We start from the raw sequence: 24,129 nt of genomic DNA on the forward strand, positions 1-24,129 counted from the left end.
TGCTGCTGAGCTGCGAGCCCCGACGTCGCCAGCCAGCAGCACTGGCCGGGCCGCGTCACTCGGCATCGGCAGGCTGCTCCGCCACAGGTGAGATCCACATGGTCATGTGCGGCGCCCAGCCGACGGACGGCGGGCCGCGTCGAACCGGCCGACGCTGCAGCACCCCGGCCACGTCACGCAGCGGCGAGACGGGCGCGGGCGCGGCCAGCAGGTTCAGCGCCGGCAGGTAGGGCGCGAAGACGCTGCTGATCTCGCTGGCCACCTCGGCATCGGTCATCGGCCGCCCGTCTTCCCCAAGGGGGTGCAGCGCGATGCGCGCCGTCGCAGCGGCGGCCTCCTGGGCGGTATCGCCGCTGAGCACCAACTGCCAGTCGTGACAGGTGCGTAGGTGGGGGCCACGGGTGTGGTAGTCGAGGAGCCGGAGTTCCGGCCGGTGTTCGGGGCCGGCCTCCAGGAACGCCAGCAGGCCGCCGCTATAGCTCAGGTCGGCGTTGAGGTGGATCAGCGTGGCGGCCGGCACGGGCAACCGGTGCGGCAGCTCGCACGGGGGTGCGGGGAGGTCGGCCATGGGAATGTGGGTCATCGCCAGGGCGTGCCTGCCGCCGGAGCGCCAGGCGCCCAGCGCCGCGATGACGGTGGCATCCGCGACCGCCTCCACCGACGTGGGGACGCGGAACTTGGTGACCAGCTCGGCCGCGACCCGGGCCACCGGCATCCAGCACCACTGGGGCCAGCTCCCGAACGTGCGCGCCCGCAGTTCCTCCAACGCGTCGAAGACGCCGGGGTAGGCATCCTCACAGGACGCCTCCAGTTGCTGCAGTGGCTGCGCGGCAGAGCGATACAGCCGCGGCAGCCAGCGCGATGCGGCCGGCAGCTCGGTGTCCCGGTCGGGGGCGAACGCCTCGTCCAGGCCCGGCAGCGTGGTGGTGCGGGTCAGGCTGGACAGCTCTCCCACCACCTCGGGGTGGTCTTCGCGCGCCTTCGCCTCGACCTTCGCGGCGGCCTGTACGACAGCGTCGGCAACAGCTCGCGCATCGGTGGCCGTGCCGTACCGCACACCCCGGTGTCGCACCTTCTCCGCGGCCAGCGCCCGGCCGGTGACCGGATCGGCACGCAGCTCGCGTGTGGGCACGATGTTCTCGGACAAGGCGTACCAGGCGGCGACGATGGCGCGCAGGGCCGGCGCGTGCGCCGTCCCGGTCACGCCACCCGGCCCGCTCGCGTACAGGCGCTGGTCGATCACCGGTACGAAGTGCACGGCAAGGCCGTACTCGTGCAGCAGCGGGATCGCCCGCAGCAGGTCCTCCGCCCCAGGCTCACTCCCTGTGCTGGTGGCGGATCCCGCCCGTTGCGCCGCCGCACGGTGGTCGGACCACCACGTCAGGTGTACGCCTTCGGCGGAGTCCCCCGGCAGCGGTCCCCAGGTTGCAGCCGTGACGACTGCCCCGGGCTGCGTGACCGACACGGGCTGCGCGAACACGATCATGCCGCTGGGTGCCGGCAGGACAGCGGGCAGCAGCGGCAGCGCGACCGGTTGGTCAGCCACCGTGCGCACCGCCTCGACGACGGGCGCCTCCAGGGCGAACAGCCGGGCATCGGATACCCGCCGAGCCTCCGCGCCGACCAAGCGCTCGGCCTGCTCCTCCACACGAAGCCCACGCCACTGTGCCGGCATCGCGAACTGCTCGCCCTCGCGCAGCATGGCCATCGTCATCGTGTACGCGTACGGCCCTCGGAGATAGCGCAGCAGCCCCAACCGCAACTCCGCAGCCCGGGCCACCAGCTCAGGTCCTGTTGTTCCCACGGACCGGACCTTAGTCGACCCGATCCAAATCTGGCCGATACCCTGATCTGGCCACGAGACGCAAGTCGTTGGGAGAGCGGGGCCCGTGGTCCCTTCAGGAGGCGCCCTGTTCTCAGGCAGCTTGGTCGCAGCGCGCGGTGAAGATCAGACGCGGCTTGACGGCTGGAGTCGCGATCCCTGGCAGGAGGTAGCGCCAAAGGGTGGTCACTCGATAGTGCAAGTCGGCTCGGCCAACGGATATGTCGGAGACAAGCTGCGCGCCGGAGTAGGAACTGACCAGCAGCCAGGCCAATTCCTTCTCGTCCACCCCTGGCAGTAGTTGCCCACCTATTTTGGCGGCCCGCAGTTGCTCGGCGAACGTGTCTATCCAGTAACGGTAAGCGGAGTCGTCTTGAACCCCCCAGGCTCCTTGTTCGATGGCGAGACGGACCCCCGCGCGTAGTTGCGAGTTGCTCTGCAGCTCGCTCGCGAGGTACAGGGTGATGTCGATGAGTCGTTGCAAGCCGTCTTCGCCCGGCGGCATTTCCAGTCCATCGCCCTGCTCAATCATCACAGCGTGAGCGAGGTCACTCTTAGACGCGAAGTGGAAGTACATCGCTCCCGCCGTGACCTCCGCACGCCTCATGATCTTGCTGATACTCGCTCCAGAGTAACCGTACTCGTCGAATAGCTCGGATGCTGCCCGGAGTATGGCTTCCCGTGTCTTGACCGCCCGTTCCTGCACTGTGCCGCTCATCCCTTCGACGAATACGTGGTGGTACGAAAATGCCGAACCCGCGCCGCGCCGGAGAGGCAGAGAAAAGTTGATCACCGCAAGGTCTCTTTCCCGCTGCCGTACAGATCGCGGTCGCGCTCCGAGCCCATGCGAGCTATGGCGAGGTAAGCCAGCGGTTCAAGAAGGCACGTAGCGGAAGGCTGCGCCGGGACGGATCGCAGCGACATGCCGGGCCGCTCTCCGGTTCGATGGGCCGCTAGGCGACCTCCTCGTCGAACCGGAGGCCGCAGCCACTGGTTGGTCATGTTCAGGCATACGGCAGCAAATTGTCCTGCTCGTACAGGTCGCGCCACACCTCACGCAGCAGGAGGATCCGCTGCTGCAGTTGTGGGAGCAGTTTCTGGATTTGCTCGATGGCTGCGTCCGGGGTGGCTGGCAGGGCGCAGCGCGTGAGCAGTTTCACTTCGTCACGCGCCTCGGGAAGGAGGGCTGCCTGCGGCATGCGGGCGATCACCGCATTCGCATCAACCTCGGTCACCGCCCATTCGCCCGACGCCTCTTCGATCGCCCAGATGACCGAGTGGTTGCTCGGCGACAGCGTCAGACGATTGCCCGGACCTATCAGGCTGCTGAGGACAGGCAGCGAAATCCCCTCCTCTCCCGCCAGGGCCGCTGCCTCCTCTGCTGTATGCAAGATGAGACGAGCAGTGAGCGAATGTGCGTGGCGCTGACGTGCTGCATCGGCCCGCCCCTCATTCGTCCGAGCCCGGGGCGGTGCAGCTTGGGTTCTTTCCGCAACTGAGGTCGCGGCCCAGGCGTTTCGGGCGCCTCCGAGGGCGTCGTGCTCGTCGTCAGCGCGGTCGTTCTCGACCCAGGTGATCACGACGAACCGGCAGTTGGGCATGCTCGCTGGGTACACCACGTGGCTGACGACCTCGACAGTCTCCCAACCCAGGGCCGGCACGTTCATGCGGAAGACGTGGCCGTCGCGGGTCTCGCCCAGCTCGTTCTCGGTCTCCCAGATGTGCCGCACATCAGGGTCCTTTTTGACGTCCTCGATCAGCTGGCGAAGCTCGGCGTCATTCTCGTTGGTGGCTTCCGCGAACTTCAGCATTTTCACGTAGGCCGCGGCATGCTGATGCCAGTCATGATATTGGGCCCGGGCTTCGGAGCGGGTCAGTGCCCAGCGTATGAGGTTGGCGCCGGGCTCCATGACCCACGGCCACCACTCTGCCATGGCCGTGTTGAAGCTGATGATGTTCCAGTAGCGGTCGCAGAGGTACGTCGGGCTGGGCATCTGCTGGTCGATAAGCAACCGCAGTGCACGCCGCAACTCGGGGCGGCCCTCGGCGCTCGACGTGGTGAGGGACGTGCCGACGTTATACAACAACAATGCGTGGCGTTCGTCACGGTCCATTGCGAACAAAGTAGCCAGCGAGTCGCACTGGGGTTGGGTGAATCGTGGCGGAGTGGCACCTCGTTCGATCTTCCGGTATGTGCGCACCCCCATTCCCAGGGACTTAGCGGCCAGCGCTTGCGTGACGCCAGCGGCCTTACGCCACCTTCGCAGTAGGGCGCCGAATCCCATGAACTGTCCGGCAAGCTGCCCGGCGCCCTGTTCCGAAGATGCCTGGGTGGCGCCGTCGGGGTCCGGTTCCTTCGCGGCCATGACCCTTCCTCATTCCTTCGTCTTGCCTCTGGAGACGCCTGCTTTCGGGCATGAAAAAAGAGGGTCAGCTCACAATGGCCAGCCCCCGCCCTGTCATCTCCGCCCTAGACCATACGCAATATTGAGGCGATCTTGGACATCTGTGCGACGGACCACAGGCAGGCAAGAACAACCTGCATATCCGCGAACAATCCTTGGAGATCTGGTGCGTTCGCGCGCGAAACGGACACCCTTGTCCCGCATTTCAAGATCAAATCGAGTAAGCGGCAAATGTGTGCCGCTTTTCGATCCCACTCGGGTTGCCGGTCCAGACCACGCTCACCAGCGTTCACCGGAAGGTCACCGGAATATCCGATTCCCCTTACGCTGCGGGCGACTTGCGCCCCGACGGGCCACCGGCAACCTCGCAGCACACGGAGAGCTTATACGGGCAAAATCGGGCAAACGATCTCCGTTGACGACTCCTCGCCGCTTGGCTTGAATCATTGCGATCGTTCGTTTTCTACGGAACGAAGCATCGGACTCGGGAGGGCGTGGTGAAGACCATCTTCGACGGCTCGGCGCAGCTCTGCGGCTGCCCGCGTCTTACTGGTCACCCTCTGCAACCAGTACAGAGATTAAGAACCAACTCTGGATCTTGACGCGGGTGCGTGCGTATGTTCGTCGTCGTCCGGGCCGCTGCCCGGGCAGGACGAACGCGAGGAGCGCGGCAGGCACCAGCCAAACGTACAGATCCGTATACAGCGGCGGCGCCCGAGAGCGGGAACTCCCGGACGCCGAACGCCGAACGGCACAACCCGCCCCGGGAAGGGCGGAGATTGCCCACCTTCACCACGCTGATCCCTTACCACCGGGCGCTTCAGCGTGGGAATACTGCAGAGGAGATTGTCGCATGCCCCCTGCCCTGCGCGAAAGGCCCGACGGCCTGGCCTGCGCGGCAGCCACCTACGCCTCGGCGGCGAACCGCCAGTCACGCCTCGTGGGCGGGAGCGGCCCATGAGCAGCGATGCCCGCGAGTGGGTGTGGGAGCACAGCTCCAGCCGGGGAACCGCGCGCCTGGTCCTGCTGTCGATCGCGGACCGGGTGGCCGACGAGCAGTGCATCGCCTGGGCCTCCTTGACCAGCCTGGCGGAGCGCACGAACGCCTCCCGGTCCACAGTGCGCGACGCTCTCGATCGGCTGCTCGACGGCGGCGAGCTGGAGCAGCTCGACGATCTGACCGGTCCGCAGCGCAGCACGGTCTACCGCCTACCTCTGGCCGCGATGGCTGTGGCACAGGTCGCGAGGGAGCAAGAAGCCGACGACGGCAGCGCCTCGACGGACGAGCCCGAGCTCGGCATGACGCTGCGGCTCTCGACCCTACGGCGGTACGGCATCCGCCCACGTGAGGTACCGGATTTCTCCGGCACGGTCCGGAATCCGGCCCATCCGGAATCCGGTACCTCCCGGCGGAAACCGGCACACCGGCGTACCGGGAACCGGCACAGCGGGGTAGCGGAATCCGGCCCCCAGAACCGTAGTGAACCGAAGGTGAACCGTAGGTACAGCAGCAGTGGTACCGGCGTCACCCCGGCCAGCGAGTGGCAGGTCGACCCCGCCACCCACACCTGGGCCCGCCAGCAAGGGCACCTCGACCGCCTGGGCGAGGAGGGCCTCGCCGCCGCCGATGCGAAGTGGCGGGTGCACCGCGCCGCCTGGAAGCCCCGGTCGGCAGGGGCCTGGGCTGCCGACTGGCGCTCCTGGGTCGCCCGGGAGCACCCCCCGGGCCGCCCGAATCTCTACGCCCTGCCCGGCAACGGCCCTGGCCCGGCCAAGCCGGGCGGCATGACCCGCGCCGAAGCCCACACCGCAGCCCTGCTCGCCGCCCTCGGCGAGCCGACCGGAACGGAGTAGCCATGGACCGCCGCGAGATCGCCGCCCTGCTGGCCTACATCGGCCGGCTCGACCCCCGCACCATCCGCGTCGAGGGCGAGGCCCGCGACCAGCTCGCCCAGTGGCACGACCTGCTCGGCGACGTGCCGATGGTCACGCCGCACGGCTGGGACGCCCGCGTCGCCGCCCGGCAGCACATCCGGATCTCGCCGTACCCAATCCTGCCTGCGGACATCGCCCGTCCCTGGGAGAGCTACCGGCGCGACCGCCTGGTCCGGCACACCGATCCGACCCCGTCCGTCGACCCGGACGACCAGGCGGCCTGGACCGCCGAGCTGGCCGGCACCCGGCGTGCCGTGGCCGCCGGCAGCGCGCAACCCGCGCAGTACCGGGCCATCGCCGGCGGCCGGAGCGACCCGGAACTGCAGGTGCGGCTGCGGAGGGTCGGCTCCTGTATACCGCCGGAGGCCCGGGCCGCCCTCGTGCCCTTCCGGCCCGCCCGCGCAGCGCGCGAGGCGGCCGTCGCCCAGGGCCAGCCCGACGCCCTCGATGTCCGCTGCGAGTGGTGTCTGGCCCAGGCCGGCGAGCCGTGCCGCCGCCGAAGGGTCGGCCCCGACGGCGGAGCACGCGGAACCGCCCCGCGTGCCACCCCCCACCCGGGCCGCCTCGACCTCGCCGCCGCCCGGCAGGCTCAGGAGACCGAGCAGGTCCAGCAGCCCGCTACCGCCTGAACGGCCCGCCCCGTCGATATACCCGTCGGTGTCCCCACCCCCGTCCCGCCCCGGCGGCGGCGCCTGCCCCGCGCCGCCGCCGGCACCCCGACGCCGCGTCCGTCCGCCGCCAGGCCCCGCCCGGCCGACGCGGCAGCACACCGGAGACCGTCTTGCGCCACATCACCACCCACAACGCCCCGGCCACCGGCCTGCGCAGCATCGGCGACACCAGCTGGCACACCCGCGGGGTGTGCCACGGCATGGACCCCGAGGACGCCGACGCCACCTTCTTCCCGCTGCCCCGGGACCACGAGGCCATCGCCGAGGCGAAAGAGCTGTGCGGCCTGTGCCCGGTGCGCCGCGACTGCCTCAACTACGCCCTGGAGAACGTCCTCAAGGAGGGCATCTGGGGCGGACTGACCGAGGCCGAGCGGCGCCCCTGGCACGACGGACTGCCCCGGCGCCTCGACTACAGCCGCGTGATCGCGGTCTTCAACGGACGCGACGTGCACCTGACCGAGGCCGAACGCCAGGTCGTCATCGACCACGCCTACGTCCGGGGCTGGCGCCCCGACCGGCTCGCCGCCGCCCTGAAGATCAGCCCCAAGCACGCCCGGGACCTGCTGCGGCAGGCCGCCAACAAGGTCTTCGACCGCGACCGGACCCTCGGAGTGCCCCGGCGCAAGAAGAACAAGAAGAAGCGGACACAGACCGCCCCGGCAACCAGCCGGCCGCCCGCCAAGCCCGGCACGGAGCAGACGATCTCCCGCCCGGTGACGTCGGCCACGGCGCACGCCCCTCTCGGAAAGGCCGCATGACCCTCCTGTCCCTCGATGCCGCACCGGCCCAGTCCCTCCTCCTCACCGTCGGCACTCCCCTTGCCGCCACCGTCCTGGTCCTGGCCGGCTGGGCGATCCGGCGCCGAGAAGCACGTCCGCAGCAACGTTTCGGCAGCCCCGCAGTGAAGATCGCCGCCCTCGCCGCGCTCGGCTGCACCGCCTACAGCGCCGACACCAGCTGGGCCTTCGCCGCCGACTACCTCGGCATGGACGGTACCGCCGAGCGTGCCGCGCTGTTCGGCGTCGCCGAACTCGCCCTCTTCGCCACCGCGCTGATGGCCCGGCAGAACCTGACTGTCCAGGGGGCGCCGGGGCTGCCGGGCACCCTGGTCTGGGTCATCACCGGTGTACAGGTGATCCCCGCCTTTGCCGAGAGCGGCCCTGTGGGCGGCACGGTCCGCGCCATCGTCGGCCCGGTCATGGCCGCTGTCCTGTGGCACCAGGCCATGGGTATCGAACTGCGCCTGCGGACTCCGGGCGCCGCCTCCCACGGCCTGATCGCCATCCTGGGACGGGAGGCGCGCGAGCGGCTGCTGTCCCGCCTCGGCATCGCCGCACGGGACCGGGATGCCGCACAGATCACCCGCGACCGGGCCACCGCCCGCGCTGTCGCCCTCGCCGCCTGCCTCGCCGAGCGCACCCCAGAGCAGCAGCAAGGCTGGCGCAGCAGGCGACTCGCACGACGGCTATCGAAGGCGGTCGGCCGGGCCGCGGTCGGCACCGACCCCGTCCGGCGAGGCGAACTGCTCGACCAGCTCGCCGCGCGCCGGCACGCCCTCGCGCTCGCCACGGTCCCCCTGCCCTCCCCTTGGCCTCCGTACCAGGGCAGCGTTGCAACCGCCACGGTCCCCTCGCCGAAGGCCCAGAGCACCGCGGTCCCCACCGACAATCCGCACGCGGACACCGCACCGACAGGGGACCGGGGACCGCGCGAGAAGGAGGGTCCGGTCCCCGGGGCCGGGGACCATGATGCGGGGACCGAGGCCGTCAAGCCGGAGTCCAACGAGGGGCCTGACGGCTGCGCGGGGACCGACCACCTTGTGGTTGAAGTGCCTGCTCAGCCCCATGAAACGCACCGGGGACCGAGAGACCCCGAATCGGGGACCGAGCCCACCGGGGACCGGGGACCGAACGACACCGACACGGGGACCGAGCCCACCGGGGACCGGGGACCGAACGACACCGACACGGGGACCGAGCCCACCGGGGACCGGGGACACAAGGTCCCCCTGAGGCGGAAGCCGACCGCGAAGGCTAAGGGCAAGGGCAAGCGTGGCGGCCGGTCCCGCAGCCCGCAGCCGCAGCGTCCGCCGCGCGAGCCGGAGCAGTCCGTGGAGCAGCTCGTCCAGCAGGTCCGCCCCCACGTCCCGGCCGTACTCGAACGAGACGGCAACGAGGCCGTCACCCGGGTCCAGCTGCGGGAGATCCTCCGGCGCGAGGGCCTCAAAGGCGGCCGAAACGACCGGCTGAGCCTCGTCCTGCAGCAGCTGCGGAACGAAGCGAGCACCACCGACACAAGGAGCACCGCCCGATGAAGACCTGCCCGCGATTCGCGACCCTCCGTGCGGAGTACGAGCGGGAGATCGGCTTCCTGACCGCGCACTCCGAGCGCCATGCCGGAAGACCGGCCGCGAGGTCCAGCGCGAAACACGCCGCATCGACGAAGACACGGATGGCCCGGGCACTCAGCAGCCACGTCGGACGCTGCCCCGTGTGCGGCTGAACCCGCAAAGCCGCAGCTCAAAGCCCTGACCTGCGAGTGGCCTGGCTCCACGCCGGGCCACCGCCCCTGACAACGAAGGGGATCGCCATGCCGCACGCACCCGCCCCCGACCAGTTCGAGAACTCCCTGGTCTGGGCATTCCTGCACACCTTCCTTCAGTACAGGCTGCTCCATTCAGCGGTCGACGGCCCCGAGGGGCAGTGGTTCGTCCAGATCACCGCCGGTGAGCAGGTCCATCACCTGACCGACGCCGAGGATGCCTTCGAATTCGTCCTCGACATCCTGGAGATCATCCGCCAGGGGCAGGACGGTGGACGGTGACGAACCCGAGCGAGCCCTCCTCCACCCCGCAACCTTGCGCCGCTCCCAACTCGGTCTCACGGCGAGCAAGTTATCGGCCAAGCTACTCTTCCCCGTCGGGGAAGGCAGCTTGTCCATCTCCCGCCCCAGGGGTGGCGGGAGCCGTCCAGCACCGGGGGGCGCTGGACCGTCGGGCAGCGACCGAGGTCGGATCGCAGCCAGGGGTGGAAGAGCCGCCGCGAAGCCACGCGAGCGCCGCTCCGGCAACCACCGCGCGTAAGCGCTCCCCCCAGAAGAAGAAGCGTGCCCGCGTCTGCAACATCCGTCTCAACGACGATGAGTGGAGTCGGCTGACCACCGCAGCACGTACCTCACACAAGAGTCTGCCCGCCTATCTCGTGCGCGCCGGTCTCGCGGCCGCCGACGACTCCCGGAACACCGCTGCGGTCATCGCAGGCCACCGAGATCTGATAGCCGAGCTGTTCGCCGCGCGCCGTCATCTCGGGCAGGTCGGCAACAACTTGAACCAGGTCGCCCGTGCCATCAACTCCGGGGGCCAGCCAGCGGAGATCGACGCAGTCGTCACCGCGGTCCAGCGCGCCGTGACCCGCGTGCAGGCGGCCACCGACCACCTGCTGGAGCAGCAGTGATCGCGCAGCTCACGTGCGCCGCGATGTCTTGGAACTTGTCGCGCAGCTTCCCGGCCTCGCCCTTCAGGAGGCGCAGACCTGAGTACCCCGCTGGCCCGCGGTGGGCGCGTCATCGCGTACCCGCCCCAGGCCGCGAAACGCCGTCGAGGCCAGGACGTGTACTCGCTGCCGGGTACCGCCGAGGCTGGCACACTCCGCTGCGGCGGACCCGGCACGCTCTTCGGCCGCGCCAGTTCTCATCACATGCAGAAGGCGGGCAGTGACACCCACCGTCCACGGAGCTTCTCGCCCCGAAAACTTGGAACGCGCCCTTCCCGCTGACCACCCCAGTTGATCGATCGGTTCAGGACAGCAGCATGATCCCCCGGATCCAGAAGCGCGGTCAGCGCACCATCGGCCTCCTCTATTACCTCTACGGGCCGGGCAAGTTCGAGGAGCACACCGACCCGCACCTGGTCGCCTCCTGGGACCACAACGCTCCCGACCCCGGCCGCGATGCCGCCGCCACCCTCAAGCAGCTCCAGCAACTCCTGGACCAGCCCGTCGAGAACATCGACCAAGCAGGGCGGCCGAGGAAGCACGTGTGGCACCTGTCCGTGCGCAACGGCGCCGAGGACCGGGTCCTGACGGACGAGGAGTGGGGTGACGTCGCCCGCCGTATGGTCGCCGCCGCCGGCATCGACGACCCCGAGCAAGGGGCGGGGTGCCGGTGGGCAGCGGTCCGGCACGCTGACGACCACATCCACATCGTCGCCACCCTCGTCCGCGAGAACGGCTACAAGCCCGACCTCGACAACGACGCCACCCGCGTCCAGACCCAGGCCCGCGCCCTCGAAGTAGAACTGGGCCTGCGCCGCCTGAACAAGGGCGACGGCACCGCCGCGAAGCGCCCGACCAGCGCCGAGCGCCACAAAGCCGAGCGCCAGGGCCGCGAGCGCACCGCGCGGGAAGAACTGCGCGAGACCGTACGCCAGGCGGCGGCCGGCGCGCAGAGCGAGGGCGAGTTCTTCGGCCGGCTGGCCGCCGCCGGCCTCCTGATCCGCAAGCGCGCGGCCCCCTCGGGCGACCTGCTCGGCTACAAGGTCGCCCTGCCCGACGACCGCAACAAGGACAACGAGCCCGTGTTCTACCCCGGCGCGCGCCTCGCCCCGGACCTGTCGTTGCCCAGGGTCCGGGAGCGCTGGTCCGCCGGTATCCACGAGCAGGACCGTTCGGCGGATCCCCCCAGCCGCACCGCACCGGCCAGCCCCTCCGGCGCCCGTCGGCGGACCGCATCGGCCGCCTGGACCGCGGTCATGCTCATCGGGCACGGCGACGACGCTGTTGCCGCCGCTCACGTCGCGGCGGCCGGCGAGGTCCTGGACGCACTCGCGAAGACCTCCCCTGCCAGCACCCGCCGCGACCTGCGCGATGCCGCCTTCGCGTTCGAACGCGCCTGCCGCTCCCACATCCGCGCGGAGCGCGGGCACGGCCGGGCCCTGCGGCAGGCCGCCCGCGACCTCATCCACAGCGGACCGGCGCTCGGACGCGGCGAAGACGGCGCGACGACCGCGATGGCGATCGACATGCTCTTCTTCATCATCACCGCCTCCGTGCACTGGCACGCGAAGAAGGGGCACGCGCAGCAGGCAGCCGCTGCCCGCCAGGCCGCCGAACACCTGCGCTCCGCCTACCAGGCAGCCGCTGCCCAACCCCTCGGCGTGCTCTACCAGCGTGGCCGGCGCCTGGGCCGCCCCGTGGTCCAGCGGCAGACGGCGGGGCTGCGCGCAGCCGTTCCGGAGCTGGCCGAACGGGTCCTCGCCGAGCCTGGCTGGTACGCGCTCGCCGCGACCCTCGCCGACGCCGAGGCCGCCGGCCACGACCCGGCATCGCTCCTCGCGCACACCGCCGGGCGACGGGAACTCGACACGGCGGAGGCCCTCAGCGATGTCCTGGTGTGGCGGCTGCGGCGGGCTGCGGGCCTGCCCGCCGACACCAGCGACAAGGTGACCGAGGCGAACGCGGCGGAGCGCTCGGCGCACCAGGCGGGACAGCCGGCGCCGGGACGCGCCGGGCCCCGGCGCGGGCGACCGTGACTGTCGGCTTCGTGAATTGAAGCAGGCCGGGAAACTAGGGCACGATCATGACGCGTGCACGACGAGGTGAGGGAGGACCCGAGGTGTTCGAACGGATACGCCGCCGCCGGGCGGCGGAGCACAGCGAGATGCAGCGCCGGCACTACGAGATGTGGGCGTGGCTGGAGGGCCAGGAGCCGCCCGATGCCCAGCGGATGCAGCCCGGACCGCAGGCCGCCGAGCCGGCCGCGCTGGTGGACGACTTCCTCCCGCCGGAGCTGCGCATCCCCAGCCGTGACCAGCTCGCCGGCCGGATGATGCCCTGGCAGCAGCCGATCGTCCTGGACGGCCAGATGGTCGCCTGCGCCGGGTGCGGCGCCTACCGGGACTGGCTCGTGCTGTCCACCCGCGACCAGATCTGGCTGCGCTGCCGCACGGGCCACCAGCAGCACGAGCCCCGTCTCGACACGGCCTGGTACAACCGGCACGCCGCCCCCGCGGACGCGACGCACGCGACGTTCGAGGACTGCCTGCGCCACCTCGGCCACTGACCCCCACTCCTACGACCCCACCGGGCCCGCGGGCCCGTACTGACCACCCGTCGCCTAGCACCAAGGGGTCAGTTCCACCATGCGCGTACGCGTCGCCACCGCCCTCGGCCTCACCGCCCTCACCGTCCTCGCCCTGCCCGCCTGCTCCACCGAGGCCGAGCCCGCCTCCACGTCCTCCACGCACAGCAGGAAGCAGCCGGGCACCGCCGACCAGCACGGTGCTCCGCTGCCCTCGGCCGCTCTGGACAAGCGCCTGCTCGACGTGAGCGACCTCGGCACCGGATATACCCGCAAGCCCGAGCGGCCCGCCCAGCACGACGACGTCACCGTCCTCGGTTGCCCCGCCCTCAACGGCCTCGGTGGTGACGCGGCCACGGGAGGTTCACTCGACTTCCCCCGCCGAGCGAAGGCCACCTTCACCTACGGACATGGCGGTTCGGAGGTCTCCGAGGAGCTGTACAGCGACACCTCTGGCAAGCTGTCCGGCGGCACCAACCGGATCTTCGAGGCCATCACGAGCTGCCCGCAGTACCAGCTTCTCGCAGGCGGCATCGCTGTCGACACGACCACGCAGAAGCTGCCCCCGCCCCAGGCCGGCGAAGAGCGGTGGAGCCAGTTGATGACCTTCTCTGCCGGCGGGCGCGACACCGTGGTCAAGCAGACCGCGGTCCGTGACGGCAACGTGCTGGTGGTCGTCTCTGGCTCGCCGGCCCTCGTCGACCAGCACCTCACCAAGGCCCTCACCAAGGCAACAGCCGCCCGATGACCTGGAGAGGCCCCTGCGCCCCGGCCGCCACCGTCTCCCGTTCCAGCGGCCGTCGCAGCACCCCGGATTGAAGGGCCTGCGCAGTGCCTGACCGCCGTGAAGCCTCGGTCTCGCTCGCCCTACCCTGCCGAAGCGGCAGGGCAGGAGCTAGCGGGTGTAGCGGAGATATGTCTTCCAGGCGCTCGCCTTGAAGTGGTGCCGGTCGCCTGGCGTCAGGGAGAAGCTGGTCCACCGGCCCTGCCCGCACACCCTTGCGGACAGGTCGGTGTCACGCAGTTGGCCGTTCTTATACCAGCGAATCATGATCTGGACGCACCACCCGTCATTGGCGTTGTCCTTGACCCAGCCCCTGGCTCCGTATCCGTTGATCTGGCTGAGGTGATAGATCGCGCTCGGCCGCTTGGCGCGCTCCGCGTTGCCGGTGGCTGGTGAAGCAGCGGCAGTTCCGGCTCCCGTTGCAACCACCATGGTGCTTGCCAGCGCCATTCCCCGGACGGCCTTCTTCCACGCATTCATGAGGTGGGCTCCTTCGTGCGCCGTATGCCCCCGACGGGTCATAGCATCGCTCCTTCCACGAACTTGGGAGCGTGATCGACCGTAAGGGGCAAAGCAACTTGTATGTAGGGCTGTTGACCGGCGTGAAGGTTCACCTAGGGGCGCACGGTAGGCGTGCAGAAGGATGAAACACGAGCCACGCCGGGTCTCCGTTCCTAACTGACCCGCAGAACAACGTAGGGAGCGTTTCGTCCTGGCGGGTGTGTCTGGCCCCGTTGGTTTAGGTGTCGCACGCAAGCAAGTGCGAAGCCCGGCCTCCCTTGTTCGGGGAGGCCGGGCTTCGCCGGTTTCGGACGGGCGCAGGGCCTGTCTACGTCGGGCTTGCGGAATTCTGCGAGGCGAGCGGCCACCGGGTCCGGGCTGTCAGCGTAGACAACTCGTGTCTCCCCGAGGACGGCTCCGGAGCGGTCGAGAACAGCGACGTCCAGCCACCGATCCGACCAGTCGCACCCCGCAAATAGCAACTACCCACCTCCATATGGCAGAAGGAAAACGGACGTGACTGAGACAGGGACGGTACGCCGCCCCCGTCTCAGCCGGCGGGGGCGCGCAGGAGCCGCTCCCGCGTGCTCTCGGGCAGCACCCGGCGCAGCACCGGTGCGGTGGAGCCGAGTGCGGTGGCGAAGCCCGCCACGAGGTCGTGCGGCGTGCTGGGGCCGAAGGACGCGGCCCACAGGCACGGTGCCCCCAGGGCCGGCTCGGCCCACGCCTGCCACCCGGCCGGGCCCGCCTCATCGGCCTCGGCCGTCAGGGTGCGCGGGTCGGTGTCCTGGATGAGGGGCGGCACCTCGCCGAGGCTGATGTGCGTGGCGAAGGTCGGGTCCATCGCTCCCGCGCGGGGCTGGTCGATGTCGCGGAACCAGCCGTGCGCGGTCACCGCGTCGAGGACCAGCTCGGGGCCGCCCAGCGGGGCACCGGGCTGGTCGCGGGCGTCGAGCGCGACGAGGAAGTCGGCCAGGGCCTCCCCCGGGGTGTCGGGGGTGAAGTAGGCGGACCACTGCGCGAGCGGGCTGCTGGTGTCCGAGCGAGCCGAGACCTGCCAGGCGATGGGCAGTTCCCCCAGGTGGAATGGCTCGTCCGCCAGGACCCATTGGGCCCAGCGGAGGGTGTCGGGGCTGATGTGCAGGACGGTACTGCGCAGGACCTGGCGGTCCTGCGGTGCTTCGTCCGGCTCCTGCCGTCCGCGGACGATCGTCAGGCTCGTCCAGCCCAGGCCGGCGAGCGTGTCGGCGACGGTGTCGTAGAGACGTCCGTCGTCACCGGCCAGGTGCCGGGGGCCGACCCAGTACGCGGGCTGGGCGCCGTGCGGGGTGGGCGGGTCGGGCGGGAACTCGGGATGCAGGGGCGCCTCCAAAGGCTAGATGCGGTTCTGGTTGCCGCCGGCCCTGCGGCGCGGCCGGCGCGGGGGCGCCTGGACGGGAGACTGCCAGGCCAGCTCGACGGCGACCTCAGGCGGCAGGTGTCCGAGCTGGGTGTCCGCGTCCCGCCCCTCGGCGAGGTAGACGACACGCCGGCCGGTCTCGTCGGTGGCCTGGACGGCCTGCTCCACGCGGTGCGCCATCGGGAAGAACGGGTTCACCGCCAGCCGCACCGGAAGGCCCCGGCCGCAGGCGGACAACAGGTCGATGAGATCGCCGACGGTCAACTCCGTATGAGGCACGGACAATCATCCTCCTTGCATGAGGGAACGCGATGAGTGGCAGCCTGCGCTGCCGCCGGACGCAAAAAAGGCTTTCTTCGGCGAAGAACTCCCGGCTCAAGCCGGAGCGTTACTGGCGCCGGGAAGTCTCCAGCACGCGCGCCGCGGCGGCGGCGACGATATCGGCCGGTGTCTCGGTCCCGAAGGACATCTTGTAGCCAGGAGCACTCGCCGTGCCGGTGACGGCGATCACCCATCCTTCGTCCTTCACCCAGCCCTCGTCGGCTCCGCCGGGTCGGCCGTTGGGGAACCAACCGAGGTAGAACCGGCCATCACGGCTGTTGATGTGGACATCGGCACGGTCATCCACGACGTGCGTGAACTCGGCGTCTGCGAACTGGTCGAGCACCCGCATCGGCTGGCCGGGTCCGAGCCTCCAGGAGCGGAGCCGAAGGGCCGCGACGGTCGTGGCGAATCCAGGTTGCAGGGCATCCACTGCCACGGCATCACCTCTCTGACCTGGGGATTTCGGGGAAGGTCGTCTACGTTGACATGTCCCTGCGGCTTCCACCAGTCCTTTGGCGATCTTTCTTGTCTGCTCCCGGCGAACTATGGCAGCAGAGAGGGTGGGTGACGCAACGGGCTTCTTCTCTGACCCTGCCCCATGACCGATCATGCGTTATCCCGTGCCCGGGCGCCGCGACCCCTGAAGTAGGGATCACGTGCATCCGGCAGCAAGTAGGCACCCCCGACTGAATAACTGCCAAGCCAGAGGGCGTCACTCAATCACCCGAGCCGGCTGATTGAGTGCATATCTAAGCAATTAAGAACTTCGGATGCATTGAAGAGGGAAATGCCTAATTGTTTACAAGGGGGCGACGGCGGGGACATGTGAACGTGGCGAAATCAGCCACCGGCAACGCCGTCGAGGCACCTTGTTAATGAGCGGGATTTAGAAAACTCGCTTACATCAGCCCCCTCGCGAAAAACTCCAGCACCAGATGCATCTGTTTAGCGTTCAGGCAGTGCCGGTCGGGCGTATGCGCCTGACGGTTCTGCCTGGCGTGGGCACTTTCGCACATCCAACGATGTGGCTGTAAAGCACCTTATGTAATCAGATTCTCGGATTATTCTGGTTATGAAGTCAGCCTCTAGGTGAAGGGGAGTGTCATGTCAGACGAGGTGATTGGCGAACTCCGTAACACCGTCAACGCGACGCGTGTGGTGAGCGTCGAGAATGACACTGTCGTGCTCGAACTGTCGGCGGCTGGCACGGGGCAGTTTCTGGGACAGGCCGTGACAGACTTTGGGACCCACGTCTCGACGCGATACCTCGACGGGACCGAGTCGGCCAGTGCGCAAATCGTGATCACGTCGGAATCCGGGCAAGGCCAGCTCGTTCTCGTAGGCTCCGCCACAGGTGAGGTGGGGGCTGGCGGCACAGTGACCTTCAAGGGCATGGTGACGGCGCGCGCACCCGAAGGGCCTTTCGCGGAACTGAACGGAAAGGCCCTCCTGGGAGAGTCCGTGGTGGATCCTGATGGAATAGCCGTGCACCACTACCGCCGGTACTGAGGTCACCTGTTATCCAGGCGTGCGGCAGGGGCGGCGGCCGGGGCGGCTGAGCACTCTGGTCCCCGGCGGGCGTTATCCGACGCCTTGCGCCCCTGCCTGGGGTGAATGTTCCACGAACCCCGACGCCTGGGTCAGATCATTGAGGCCGAATGAGGCCGCGGATGCGCCTCTGCAGGGAGTCGGCAGGGTCAGTTCAGCGCCTTCGGAATTCCCCGTATGGTTGAGCAGGTAACGCTGTCAGGCGGCGTGACGTCCGGTGAATTACGCAACAGCGTTTCCGGCGAGGCCGTTTTGCCGTGCAACGGCCGCTCCCTTTGCGGCATTGCTTTCAGAGCCGCGGTGCTCGGCCAGGGCGATCTCAGGCCGCGCTGTTTGCCGGGCCGGGGAACGAGGGAGGCAATTGCATGAGCAGCATTCGGGGCGATGGCTGTGACGTCCTGCCGGCTCCCTGGGACGAGCCGGTGGCCGTGGTCGGTGCCGCGTGCCGGGCGCCGGGGGGCGTGGATTCCCTCGCGGCGTTGTGGCGGTTGCTGGCTGAGGGACGCGAGACCGTGGGGCCCGTGCCCAAGGAACGGTGGGACGCCGACGCGATCGCCGCCGGCCTGCCGGAGCGTGTGGCCTGCCGGATCAGGCGGGGAGGGTTCCTCGAAGGGGACCTCGGAGCCTTCGATGCGCAGGCGTTCGGCATTTCGGGGGCGGAAGCCACGTGGATGGATCCGCAGCACAGGCTGCTGCTCATGACCGCTTGGGAGGCGTGCGAACACGCCGGCATCCCGGTTGATGCGCTGCGCGGTTCGCAGACGGGCGTGTTCGCGGGCATGTACTGGATGGACAACTATCTGCGGGGCCATCGGGGGCCGCAAGAGACCGAGGGGTACTGGTTCTCCGGCGGTGTGCACGGGGTGGGCGTCGGCAGGGTCGCGTACCTGCTGGACCTGCACGGCCCCAGCTTGTCGGTGGATACGGCCTGCTCGTCCTCGCTGGTTGCCGTCCACCTGGCCTGCCAGTCGCTGCGCGCGGGCGAGTGCGGGATGGCCCTGGCCGGCGGGGTGGCGGCCGGTCTCGGGCCGGAGGTCACGGTCGCTTCGTCGCGGTGGGAGATGTTCTCGCCCACCGGCCGCTGCCATGCCTTCGACAAGAAGGCCGACGGTTACCTGCGGGCCGAGGGCTGCGGCGTGGTGGTGCTCAAGCTGCTGAAGGATGCTCGCCGGGACGGTGACCGTGTCCTGGCGGTGCTGCGTGGTTCGGCGGTCAACCAGGACGGCCGATCGGTGCGTCTGACCGCGCCGTCGGCCCAGGCGCAGGCCGCGGTGTTCGCCGCCGCGTTGCGCCGGGCGGGGGTGCGGGGCGAGCAGGTCGGCATGATCGAGGCGCACGGCACCGGGACCACGATCGGCGATCCGCTGGAGTTCTCGGCGATCAAAGAGGTCTACGGAGCGGGCGACTACCCGTGCGCAGTCGGATCGATCAAGACGAACATCGGCCACACGGAAGCCGCCTCCGGGGTTCTGGGGCTGCTGAAGGCGATCGTGAGCCTGCGGCACGGCCGTGTTCCGGCGACGCTGCACTTCACCGAGTTCCATCCGCAGATCGACGCGGGAGAGTGCCGCCTCTACGTTCCGACCTCGATGGAGCCCTGGCCGGTGCCGCAGGGGCCGCGGCTGGCGGCTGTTTCCTCCTACGGGGTGGGAGGGACCAATGCCCACGTCATCGTCGAGGCCGCCGGGGACGACGCCGCAACACGTGGGGGGCTGGAGAGCGTCGTGGAGGAGGGGCGTCGGGCGGTGTACCTGCTGAGCGGGAGTTCTCAGGCGGCCGTACGCCGTTACGCGGCCCGGCTGGCCGACTGGCTCGACAGCGATGACGGACAGGGCGTTGAGCTGCCGGATATCGCGCACACCCTCGCTGTACGCCGCTCTCACGGTGCCCGGCGTGCCGCGGTGGTGGCAGCGTCCCGCGACGAGTTGGTGAGCCGTCTGCGGCACCTCGGCGCGCAGGAGGAGACCGGGGGGACGGCGGCGGGAAGCGTGCGGCCCAGCGGTCCGGGGCCGGTCTTCGTCTACTCCGGGCACGGGTCGCAGTGGGCGGGCATGTGCCGGGGGCTCCTGGACACCGATGAGGCGTTCACGGCCGTCATCGACGAGCTGGAGCCGCTGTTGCGGCAGGAGGCCGGTTTCTCCCTGCGCGGGGTACTCGGCCGCGAGGACACCGTTACCGGGGTGGCGCGGGTGCAACCTACGTTGTTCGCCGTGCAGGTGGCTCTGACGGCGATGTGGCGGGCGCGCGGAGTGCAGCCGGCCGCTGTCATCGGCCACTCGATGGGCGAGGTGGCCGCAGCGGTCGCGTGCGGGGCCTTGAGCATCCGGGACGGTGTGCGGGTGATCTGCCGCCGCGCCCGGCTGCTCACCCGCGTGACCGGAGGCGCGATGGCGGCCGTTCATCTGTCCGCCGACCACGTGCGGCGCGCGCTGGTGGAGCGTCGGGCGGCGGAGGTGGAGGTTGCCGTGCTCGCCGCCCCCGAAAGCACGGTCATCTCCGGCGACGCCGCCGCCGTCGAGCGGCTCGTCGGCCTGTGGGAGAGGGAGGGGGTCGGCGTCGCCCGGATCCAGGTCGAGGTCGCCTCGCACTCGGCCCAGATGGACCCGGTCCTCGATGACCTGCGCAAGCGCCTGGCGGAACTCGCCCCGGGCAGGCCCCGCTGCCGCTTCTACACCACGGTCGCCGACGACCCCCGAGCGGAATTGCCATTGGACGCGGACTACTGGGTGGCCAACCAGCGGCGCCCCGTGCGATTCGCAGCAGCCGTCGAAGCCGCAGCAGGCGACGGACACTGCGCCTTCGTCGAGATCAATGTCCACTCGATGCTGGCGCGTGCGATCACCGCGACGCTTGCCGACTGCGATGCCTTCGTGACGCCGACCCTGCTGCGCCATGGTGACGAAGTGCTGGACTTCGAAACCCACGTCGCCGCCCTCCACTGCCACGGGGTGCCCGTTGCCTGGCGACGGCAGTACGGCCGGGGCCGGCTGGCAGAGGTACCGGCCACGTGCTGGGACCCCGGACATCACTGGATCGAGCCGAGCGCACTGACCCGCGGTGGCACCGTGGCCGACGCTGGTGGTCAGCCGCCGCATCCGCTGCTGGGGACCAGGATTCGCGACCCCCGCGAGCCGGGTCGTCACCTGTGGCAGTGCGACCTCGCACCGCACGTGACGGCATGGCTGAGGGACCACCACGCCGCGGGCGCCCCCGCGATGCCGGGCGCTGCGTGGGCGGAGATGGCGCTGAGCGCCGCCCGGACCATCGCCCCCGGCGGGCTGTGCCCACGCGTACGGGACCTCACGTTCGATGCCTTCCTTCCTCTGGGGGCGGCAGGCATACGCCTGACCTCGCAAAGTGAAGTGCGCACGGATCGCGAGGCGGCGTGGCAGGTGTTCTCCCCTACCGAGGGGGGAAGTTTCGAGCGGCACAGTCACGCGACCCTGACCGCTGTCCCCCAGGCGGGCGGCCCGCCGCCCGCACGGCTTGACTCGCTGCGCGCCGCCTGCCCGCAGTCCATCGACGTCACGGCGGTTCGCGAGCGGTGGAGGACCAGCTGCGGCATCTCCTACGGCCCGGCCTTTGATGTCATGGCCACCCTCCAGGTCTCCCCAAGCGGTCACGGCCCGGCGGCCCTCGCCGCTGTGGCCATCCCCGACGCCACCCGGTCGCTGACCGCGCGCTTTCAATGGCACCCGGCCCTGCTGGACGGCTGCCTGCAAAGTCTCCTGGCGCTGTGGACCACCCGCGTCGACCTCCCGCCAGGAAGCGCCTATCCGCTCGGCATCGGCGAACTACAGGTGCATGGCGCTACCGCCGACGGAGTGTGGTGCCACGTGCGTGCCACCTCCCTCGACACCCACCAGATCACCGGATCGCTGTGCCTGCTGAACGCCGACGGCGCCGTCCTCGCCCACGCCGATGGCATCCGCTTTGTCCACCAGCCCACCCGCGCAGCCCGGCGCCTCCAGCCCTACCTCCACCAGCTCCACTGGCAGCAGCAGGACCTGATCGCGCCCGCCCGCACCGAGACGGGCAGCTGGCTCGCGGTGACCGAAGGCGAGCCCCAGGGCTGGCAGAAACAGCTCCTGGCCGAACTCGCCGCCCGGGCGCCCCTCACCCGGCTGCCCGTACCGGCCGACGCCGACGAGGCAACGCTGGGCGAGCGACTCGAGGCCGCGCTCCCCCAGACCGGTCCGGCCGTCACCGACCTGCTGCTGATCGCCCGCCAGGACGACGCCACCGACGACCAAGCCGTCGAACAGGCCCACCGGCGGATCGCACACATCATCACCACCGTCCAGCACCTGGACCGCATCCGGCCCGCGACCCGCCTCCACCTCATCACCCACCACGCCCACAGCCTGCCCTGCGACCAGCACGTGGCCCTGGCCCACGCAGGCATCCGCGGATTACACCGCGTCCTGACCTACGAACACCCCGCCCTGCGCCCCGTCCTGCTGGACACCGACACCCTCACCAGCCCCGGCAAGATCGCCGCCCAACTCCTCGCCGACGACCCCGAGGACGAAGTCGCCTGGCGGTCCGACCAGCGATACGTCCTACGCATCGTCCCCGCGCCCCTGACCCCTCACGAACGCCGAACCATCTCATGCACGCCACACACAACATCACTGCAAGCTGACACCGACGGAACCACGCTCACCTACACGGTCCAGCCGAACGTGGACGCCCCGCCGGACGAGACCGCCATCACCGTGACGGCCACCTGCTCGACCGACCTGGGGTATGACCTGCCCCTGATGCCCTGTGCCGGAATCACCGACCACGGCACGGTGGCCGCCCTCGTCCCGACGACAGCGCCCACCAGCCGCACCACCGCCGCCGCGCACTGGACCGTCCCCGTTCCTGCCACCAGCAACGCCGCGCAGGTCGCCTGCTCCCTCCTGCCCTACCTGGCTGCCCACTACGCCCTGCACCACCTCGCCCGCCTGGCCGCCGGCGAACGCGTCCTGCTCCACGGCGCCACGGGCACCCTCGCAGCCGCGGCTCGGCACACCGCCACCGCCGCAGGCGCCGACATCAGCGTCTCGGCCCCCGACAACGAGCCCGGCCTTCGCCTCCCCCACACACCAGGCACCATCCGCGCAGATCAGCTCGCCGGCGTCAACCGGCGCTTCGACGTCATCCTCGACACCGACGGCCGCGCCGCCCCGGACTTCGGATCCCTCCTCGCCCCCGGAGGCCGTCTCGTCACCTGCCGGGCCGGCAGCCGCCGCCCACCCACCGTCACGAACCACAACACGCTCACGTGCACCCTGAATCTGGCCGGCCTCCTCAGAGACGACGCGGACACCGCCAGCGCCCTGCTGGCCGAGATCGGCCAGGCACTGGTCCAGGAAACCCTCCCCCCGCTCCCCTACACAGACCACCCCCTGGCCGACCTCGCCCTGACGCCCGGCGCCACACCGCCCGACACCCGCCCTGCCGCATACCGCTGGCCGCACGGCCCCCTTACCGCTCACATCCCCCCGCAACAGATCCCCCTCATACGCCCGGACGGCGGCTACGTCATCACCGGCGGCCTGGGCGGCCTCGGCCTCGTGCTGTGCCGCTGGCTCACCGACCACGGAGCCGGCACCATCATCCTCAGCAGCCGCTCCAGCCCGACCCCCGAAGCCACTACCGCGATCGAGCGCCTACGCACCGCCGGCACCCGGATCGACATCATCAACGCCGACATCGCCGAACCCGGCACCGCCGAACGCTTGCTGCACGCCGCCCAACGCCACGGCCACCGGCTGCGCGGCATCATCCACGCCGCAGCCGTCGTCGACGACGCCGCCGTCACCCGCATCACCCCCGGCCTCCTGGACCGCGTCTGGCAGCCCAAGGCCAACGGCGCCTGGCTGCTGCACCAGGCCAGCACCCGCTACGACCTGGACTGGTGGGTCGCCTTCTCCTCCTTCGTCCCCATCATCGGATCCCCCGGACAGGCCGCCTACGCCGCCGCCTCCGCCTGGCTCGACGAACTCATCACCCACCGCCGAGCCGCCGGCCTGCCCGCGCTCGGCATCAACTGGGGAGCCTGGGCCGAAGTCGGGATCGGCGCACGCACCATCGGCGACCGCGGCTTCGCGACCATCCCCCTCACCGATGCCCTCGACGGCCTGGAACTCCTGCTCACCCACGACCGCACCCACAGCAGCTTCGTCAACATCGACTTCGACAAGTGGCTGGCCCCCTACCCACAAGCCGCAGCGGCCCCGTTCTTCTCCCACCTGCTCCGGCAGAGCACCGCCGCCCTCACCACGTCACGCCACGAGGACCCGCTGGCGGCCCTTCGCTCCGCGGACAGCTCACGGCGCCCCGCCCTGCTGGCCCGATTCATCACCGCACAAGCCGCCGAACTCCTGTACTGCGACCCCGACCGCATCGCCCCCCACACTTCTCTGCTCACCGTCGGCGTGGACTCCATGATCGCCACCCAACTGCTCAACCGGCTTCAGCAGAGCGTGGGCCTGACCATCCCCCAAAACGTCCTGTGGGCCAACCCCACCGTCACTGCCCTCACCGACTACACCCTCAACCACCTGCCACACCAGAGCCCGCCTACCGCACCGGACCCGATCCCGCCGAACGCACCTAGTCTCCCGCCCCACGCCCCGGCAAAGCCCGCCCCGCCGCCCTGACAGCACGCCCCC

Annotated in this window: 19 protein-coding genes; 12 read left to right on the top strand and 7 right to left on the bottom strand. The window is 70.1% G+C overall.

Annotated features, from left to right (window positions below; translation table 11 throughout):
• Positions 1-55: 55 nt before the first annotated feature.
• The 3 genes from A6A06_RS01290 to A6A06_RS01300 form a co-directional block, all read right to left on the bottom strand.
• Entirely contained in the window at positions 56-1,804 is a 1,749-nt protein-coding gene (locus tag A6A06_RS01290) for a hypothetical protein (RefSeq protein ID WP_199930627.1), read from the bottom strand.
• Positions 1,805-1,916: 112 nt separating this feature from the next.
• A complete protein-coding gene (locus A6A06_RS01295; protein ID WP_073759619.1) occupies positions 1,917-2,540 on the bottom strand; it encodes a ScbR family autoregulator-binding transcription factor in 624 nt (207 codons plus the stop codon).
• A gap of 286 nt (positions 2,541-2,826) precedes the next feature.
• Positions 2,827-4,188, bottom strand: a complete 1,362-nt coding sequence (locus A6A06_RS01300) for a helix-turn-helix transcriptional regulator (protein WP_073757920.1) — start codon at positions 4,186-4,188, stop codon at positions 2,827-2,829.
• Positions 4,189-5,184: 996 nt separating this feature from the next.
• Between A6A06_RS01300 and A6A06_RS01305 the strand changes: the two genes are divergently transcribed.
• The 10 genes from A6A06_RS01305 to A6A06_RS01350 all read left to right on the top strand — a co-directional run bounded on the left by A6A06_RS01305 (position 5,185) and on the right by A6A06_RS01350 (position 13,656).
• Positions 5,185-6,081 (top strand): helix-turn-helix domain-containing protein, encoded by an 897-nt coding sequence (locus A6A06_RS01305; RefSeq protein WP_073757922.1) that lies wholly within the window; start codon positions 5,185-5,187, stop codon positions 6,079-6,081.
• A gap of 2 nt (positions 6,082-6,083) precedes the next feature.
• Entirely contained in the window at positions 6,084-6,791 is a 708-nt protein-coding gene (locus A6A06_RS01310) for a zinc finger domain-containing protein (RefSeq protein ID WP_073757924.1), read from the top strand.
• A 152-nt stretch (positions 6,792-6,943) separates the two neighbouring features.
• A complete protein-coding gene (locus A6A06_RS01315; protein ID WP_073757926.1) occupies positions 6,944-7,591 on the top strand; it encodes a WhiB family transcriptional regulator in 648 nt (215 codons plus the stop codon).
• Positions 7,588-9,147: a hypothetical protein gene (locus A6A06_RS01320; protein ID WP_073757928.1), complete on the top strand. Its 1,560-nt coding sequence runs from the start codon at positions 7,588-7,590 to the stop codon at positions 9,145-9,147. The genes A6A06_RS01315 and A6A06_RS01320 overlap by 4 nt, the downstream gene beginning before the upstream one ends.
• Positions 9,144-9,335 (top strand): hypothetical protein, encoded by a 192-nt coding sequence (locus A6A06_RS42490; RefSeq protein ID WP_073757930.1) that lies wholly within the window; start codon positions 9,144-9,146, stop codon positions 9,333-9,335. Before A6A06_RS01320 ends, A6A06_RS42490 begins: the two co-directional genes overlap by 4 nt.
• An 87-nt stretch (positions 9,336-9,422) precedes the next feature.
• A complete protein-coding gene (locus A6A06_RS01330) occupies positions 9,423-9,656 on the top strand; it encodes a hypothetical protein (protein WP_073757932.1) in 234 nt (77 codons plus the stop codon).
• A 203-nt stretch (positions 9,657-9,859) separates the two neighbouring features.
• Positions 9,860-10,285 carry a plasmid mobilization protein gene (locus A6A06_RS01335; RefSeq protein ID WP_242440517.1) on the top strand — a complete coding sequence of 142 codons (426 nt, stop codon included), beginning with the start codon at positions 9,860-9,862 and terminating at the stop codon, positions 10,283-10,285.
• 356 nt (positions 10,286-10,641) lie between these two features.
• Positions 10,642-12,360 (top strand): relaxase/mobilization nuclease domain-containing protein, encoded by a 1,719-nt coding sequence (locus A6A06_RS01340; RefSeq protein ID WP_073757936.1) that lies wholly within the window; start codon positions 10,642-10,644, stop codon positions 12,358-12,360.
• 83 nt (positions 12,361-12,443) lie between these two features.
• Complete coding sequence (locus A6A06_RS01345; protein ID WP_073757938.1) at positions 12,444-12,890, top strand: hypothetical protein; 447 nt, start codon at positions 12,444-12,446, stop codon at positions 12,888-12,890.
• A 79-nt stretch (positions 12,891-12,969) separates the two neighbouring features.
• Complete coding sequence (locus tag A6A06_RS01350) at positions 12,970-13,656, top strand: hypothetical protein (protein WP_073757940.1); 687 nt, start codon at positions 12,970-12,972, stop codon at positions 13,654-13,656.
• Positions 13,657-13,803: 147 nt separating this feature from the next.
• Here A6A06_RS01350 and A6A06_RS01355 read toward each other — a convergent pair whose 3' ends face one another.
• From A6A06_RS01355 to A6A06_RS01370, 4 genes are all read right to left on the bottom strand, one after another.
• Positions 13,804-14,172, bottom strand: coding sequence for a hypothetical protein (locus A6A06_RS01355; protein WP_073757942.1), 369 nt, complete (start codon positions 14,170-14,172; stop codon positions 13,804-13,806).
• A 571-nt stretch (positions 14,173-14,743) separates the two neighbouring features.
• Complete coding sequence (locus A6A06_RS01360; protein ID WP_073757944.1) at positions 14,744-15,565, bottom strand: DUF317 domain-containing protein; 822 nt, start codon at positions 15,563-15,565, stop codon at positions 14,744-14,746.
• A 3-nt stretch (positions 15,566-15,568) separates the two neighbouring features.
• Positions 15,569-15,871, bottom strand: coding sequence for a hypothetical protein (locus A6A06_RS01365; RefSeq protein ID WP_073759622.1), 303 nt, complete (start codon positions 15,869-15,871; stop codon positions 15,569-15,571).
• 109 nt (positions 15,872-15,980) lie between these two features.
• Positions 15,981-16,352: a DUF317 domain-containing protein gene (locus A6A06_RS01370; RefSeq protein WP_073757946.1), complete on the bottom strand. Its 372-nt coding sequence runs from the start codon at positions 16,350-16,352 to the stop codon at positions 15,981-15,983.
• A gap of 668 nt (positions 16,353-17,020) precedes the next feature.
• Here A6A06_RS01370 and A6A06_RS01375 point away from each other — a divergent pair.
• Positions 17,021-17,425, top strand: a complete 405-nt coding sequence (locus A6A06_RS01375; protein ID WP_073757948.1) for a hypothetical protein — start codon at positions 17,021-17,023, stop codon at positions 17,423-17,425.
• 404 nt (positions 17,426-17,829) lie between these two features.
• Positions 17,830-24,117 carry a type I polyketide synthase gene (locus A6A06_RS01380; protein WP_073757950.1) on the top strand — a complete coding sequence of 2,096 codons (6,288 nt, stop codon included), beginning with the start codon at positions 17,830-17,832 and terminating at the stop codon, positions 24,115-24,117.
• Positions 24,118-24,129: the final 12 nt, after the last annotated feature.

Origin of the sequence: Streptomyces sp. CB02923, assembly GCF_001905005.1 — a bacterium.
Taxonomy (GTDB): domain Bacteria; phylum Actinomycetota; class Actinomycetes; order Streptomycetales; family Streptomycetaceae; genus Streptomyces.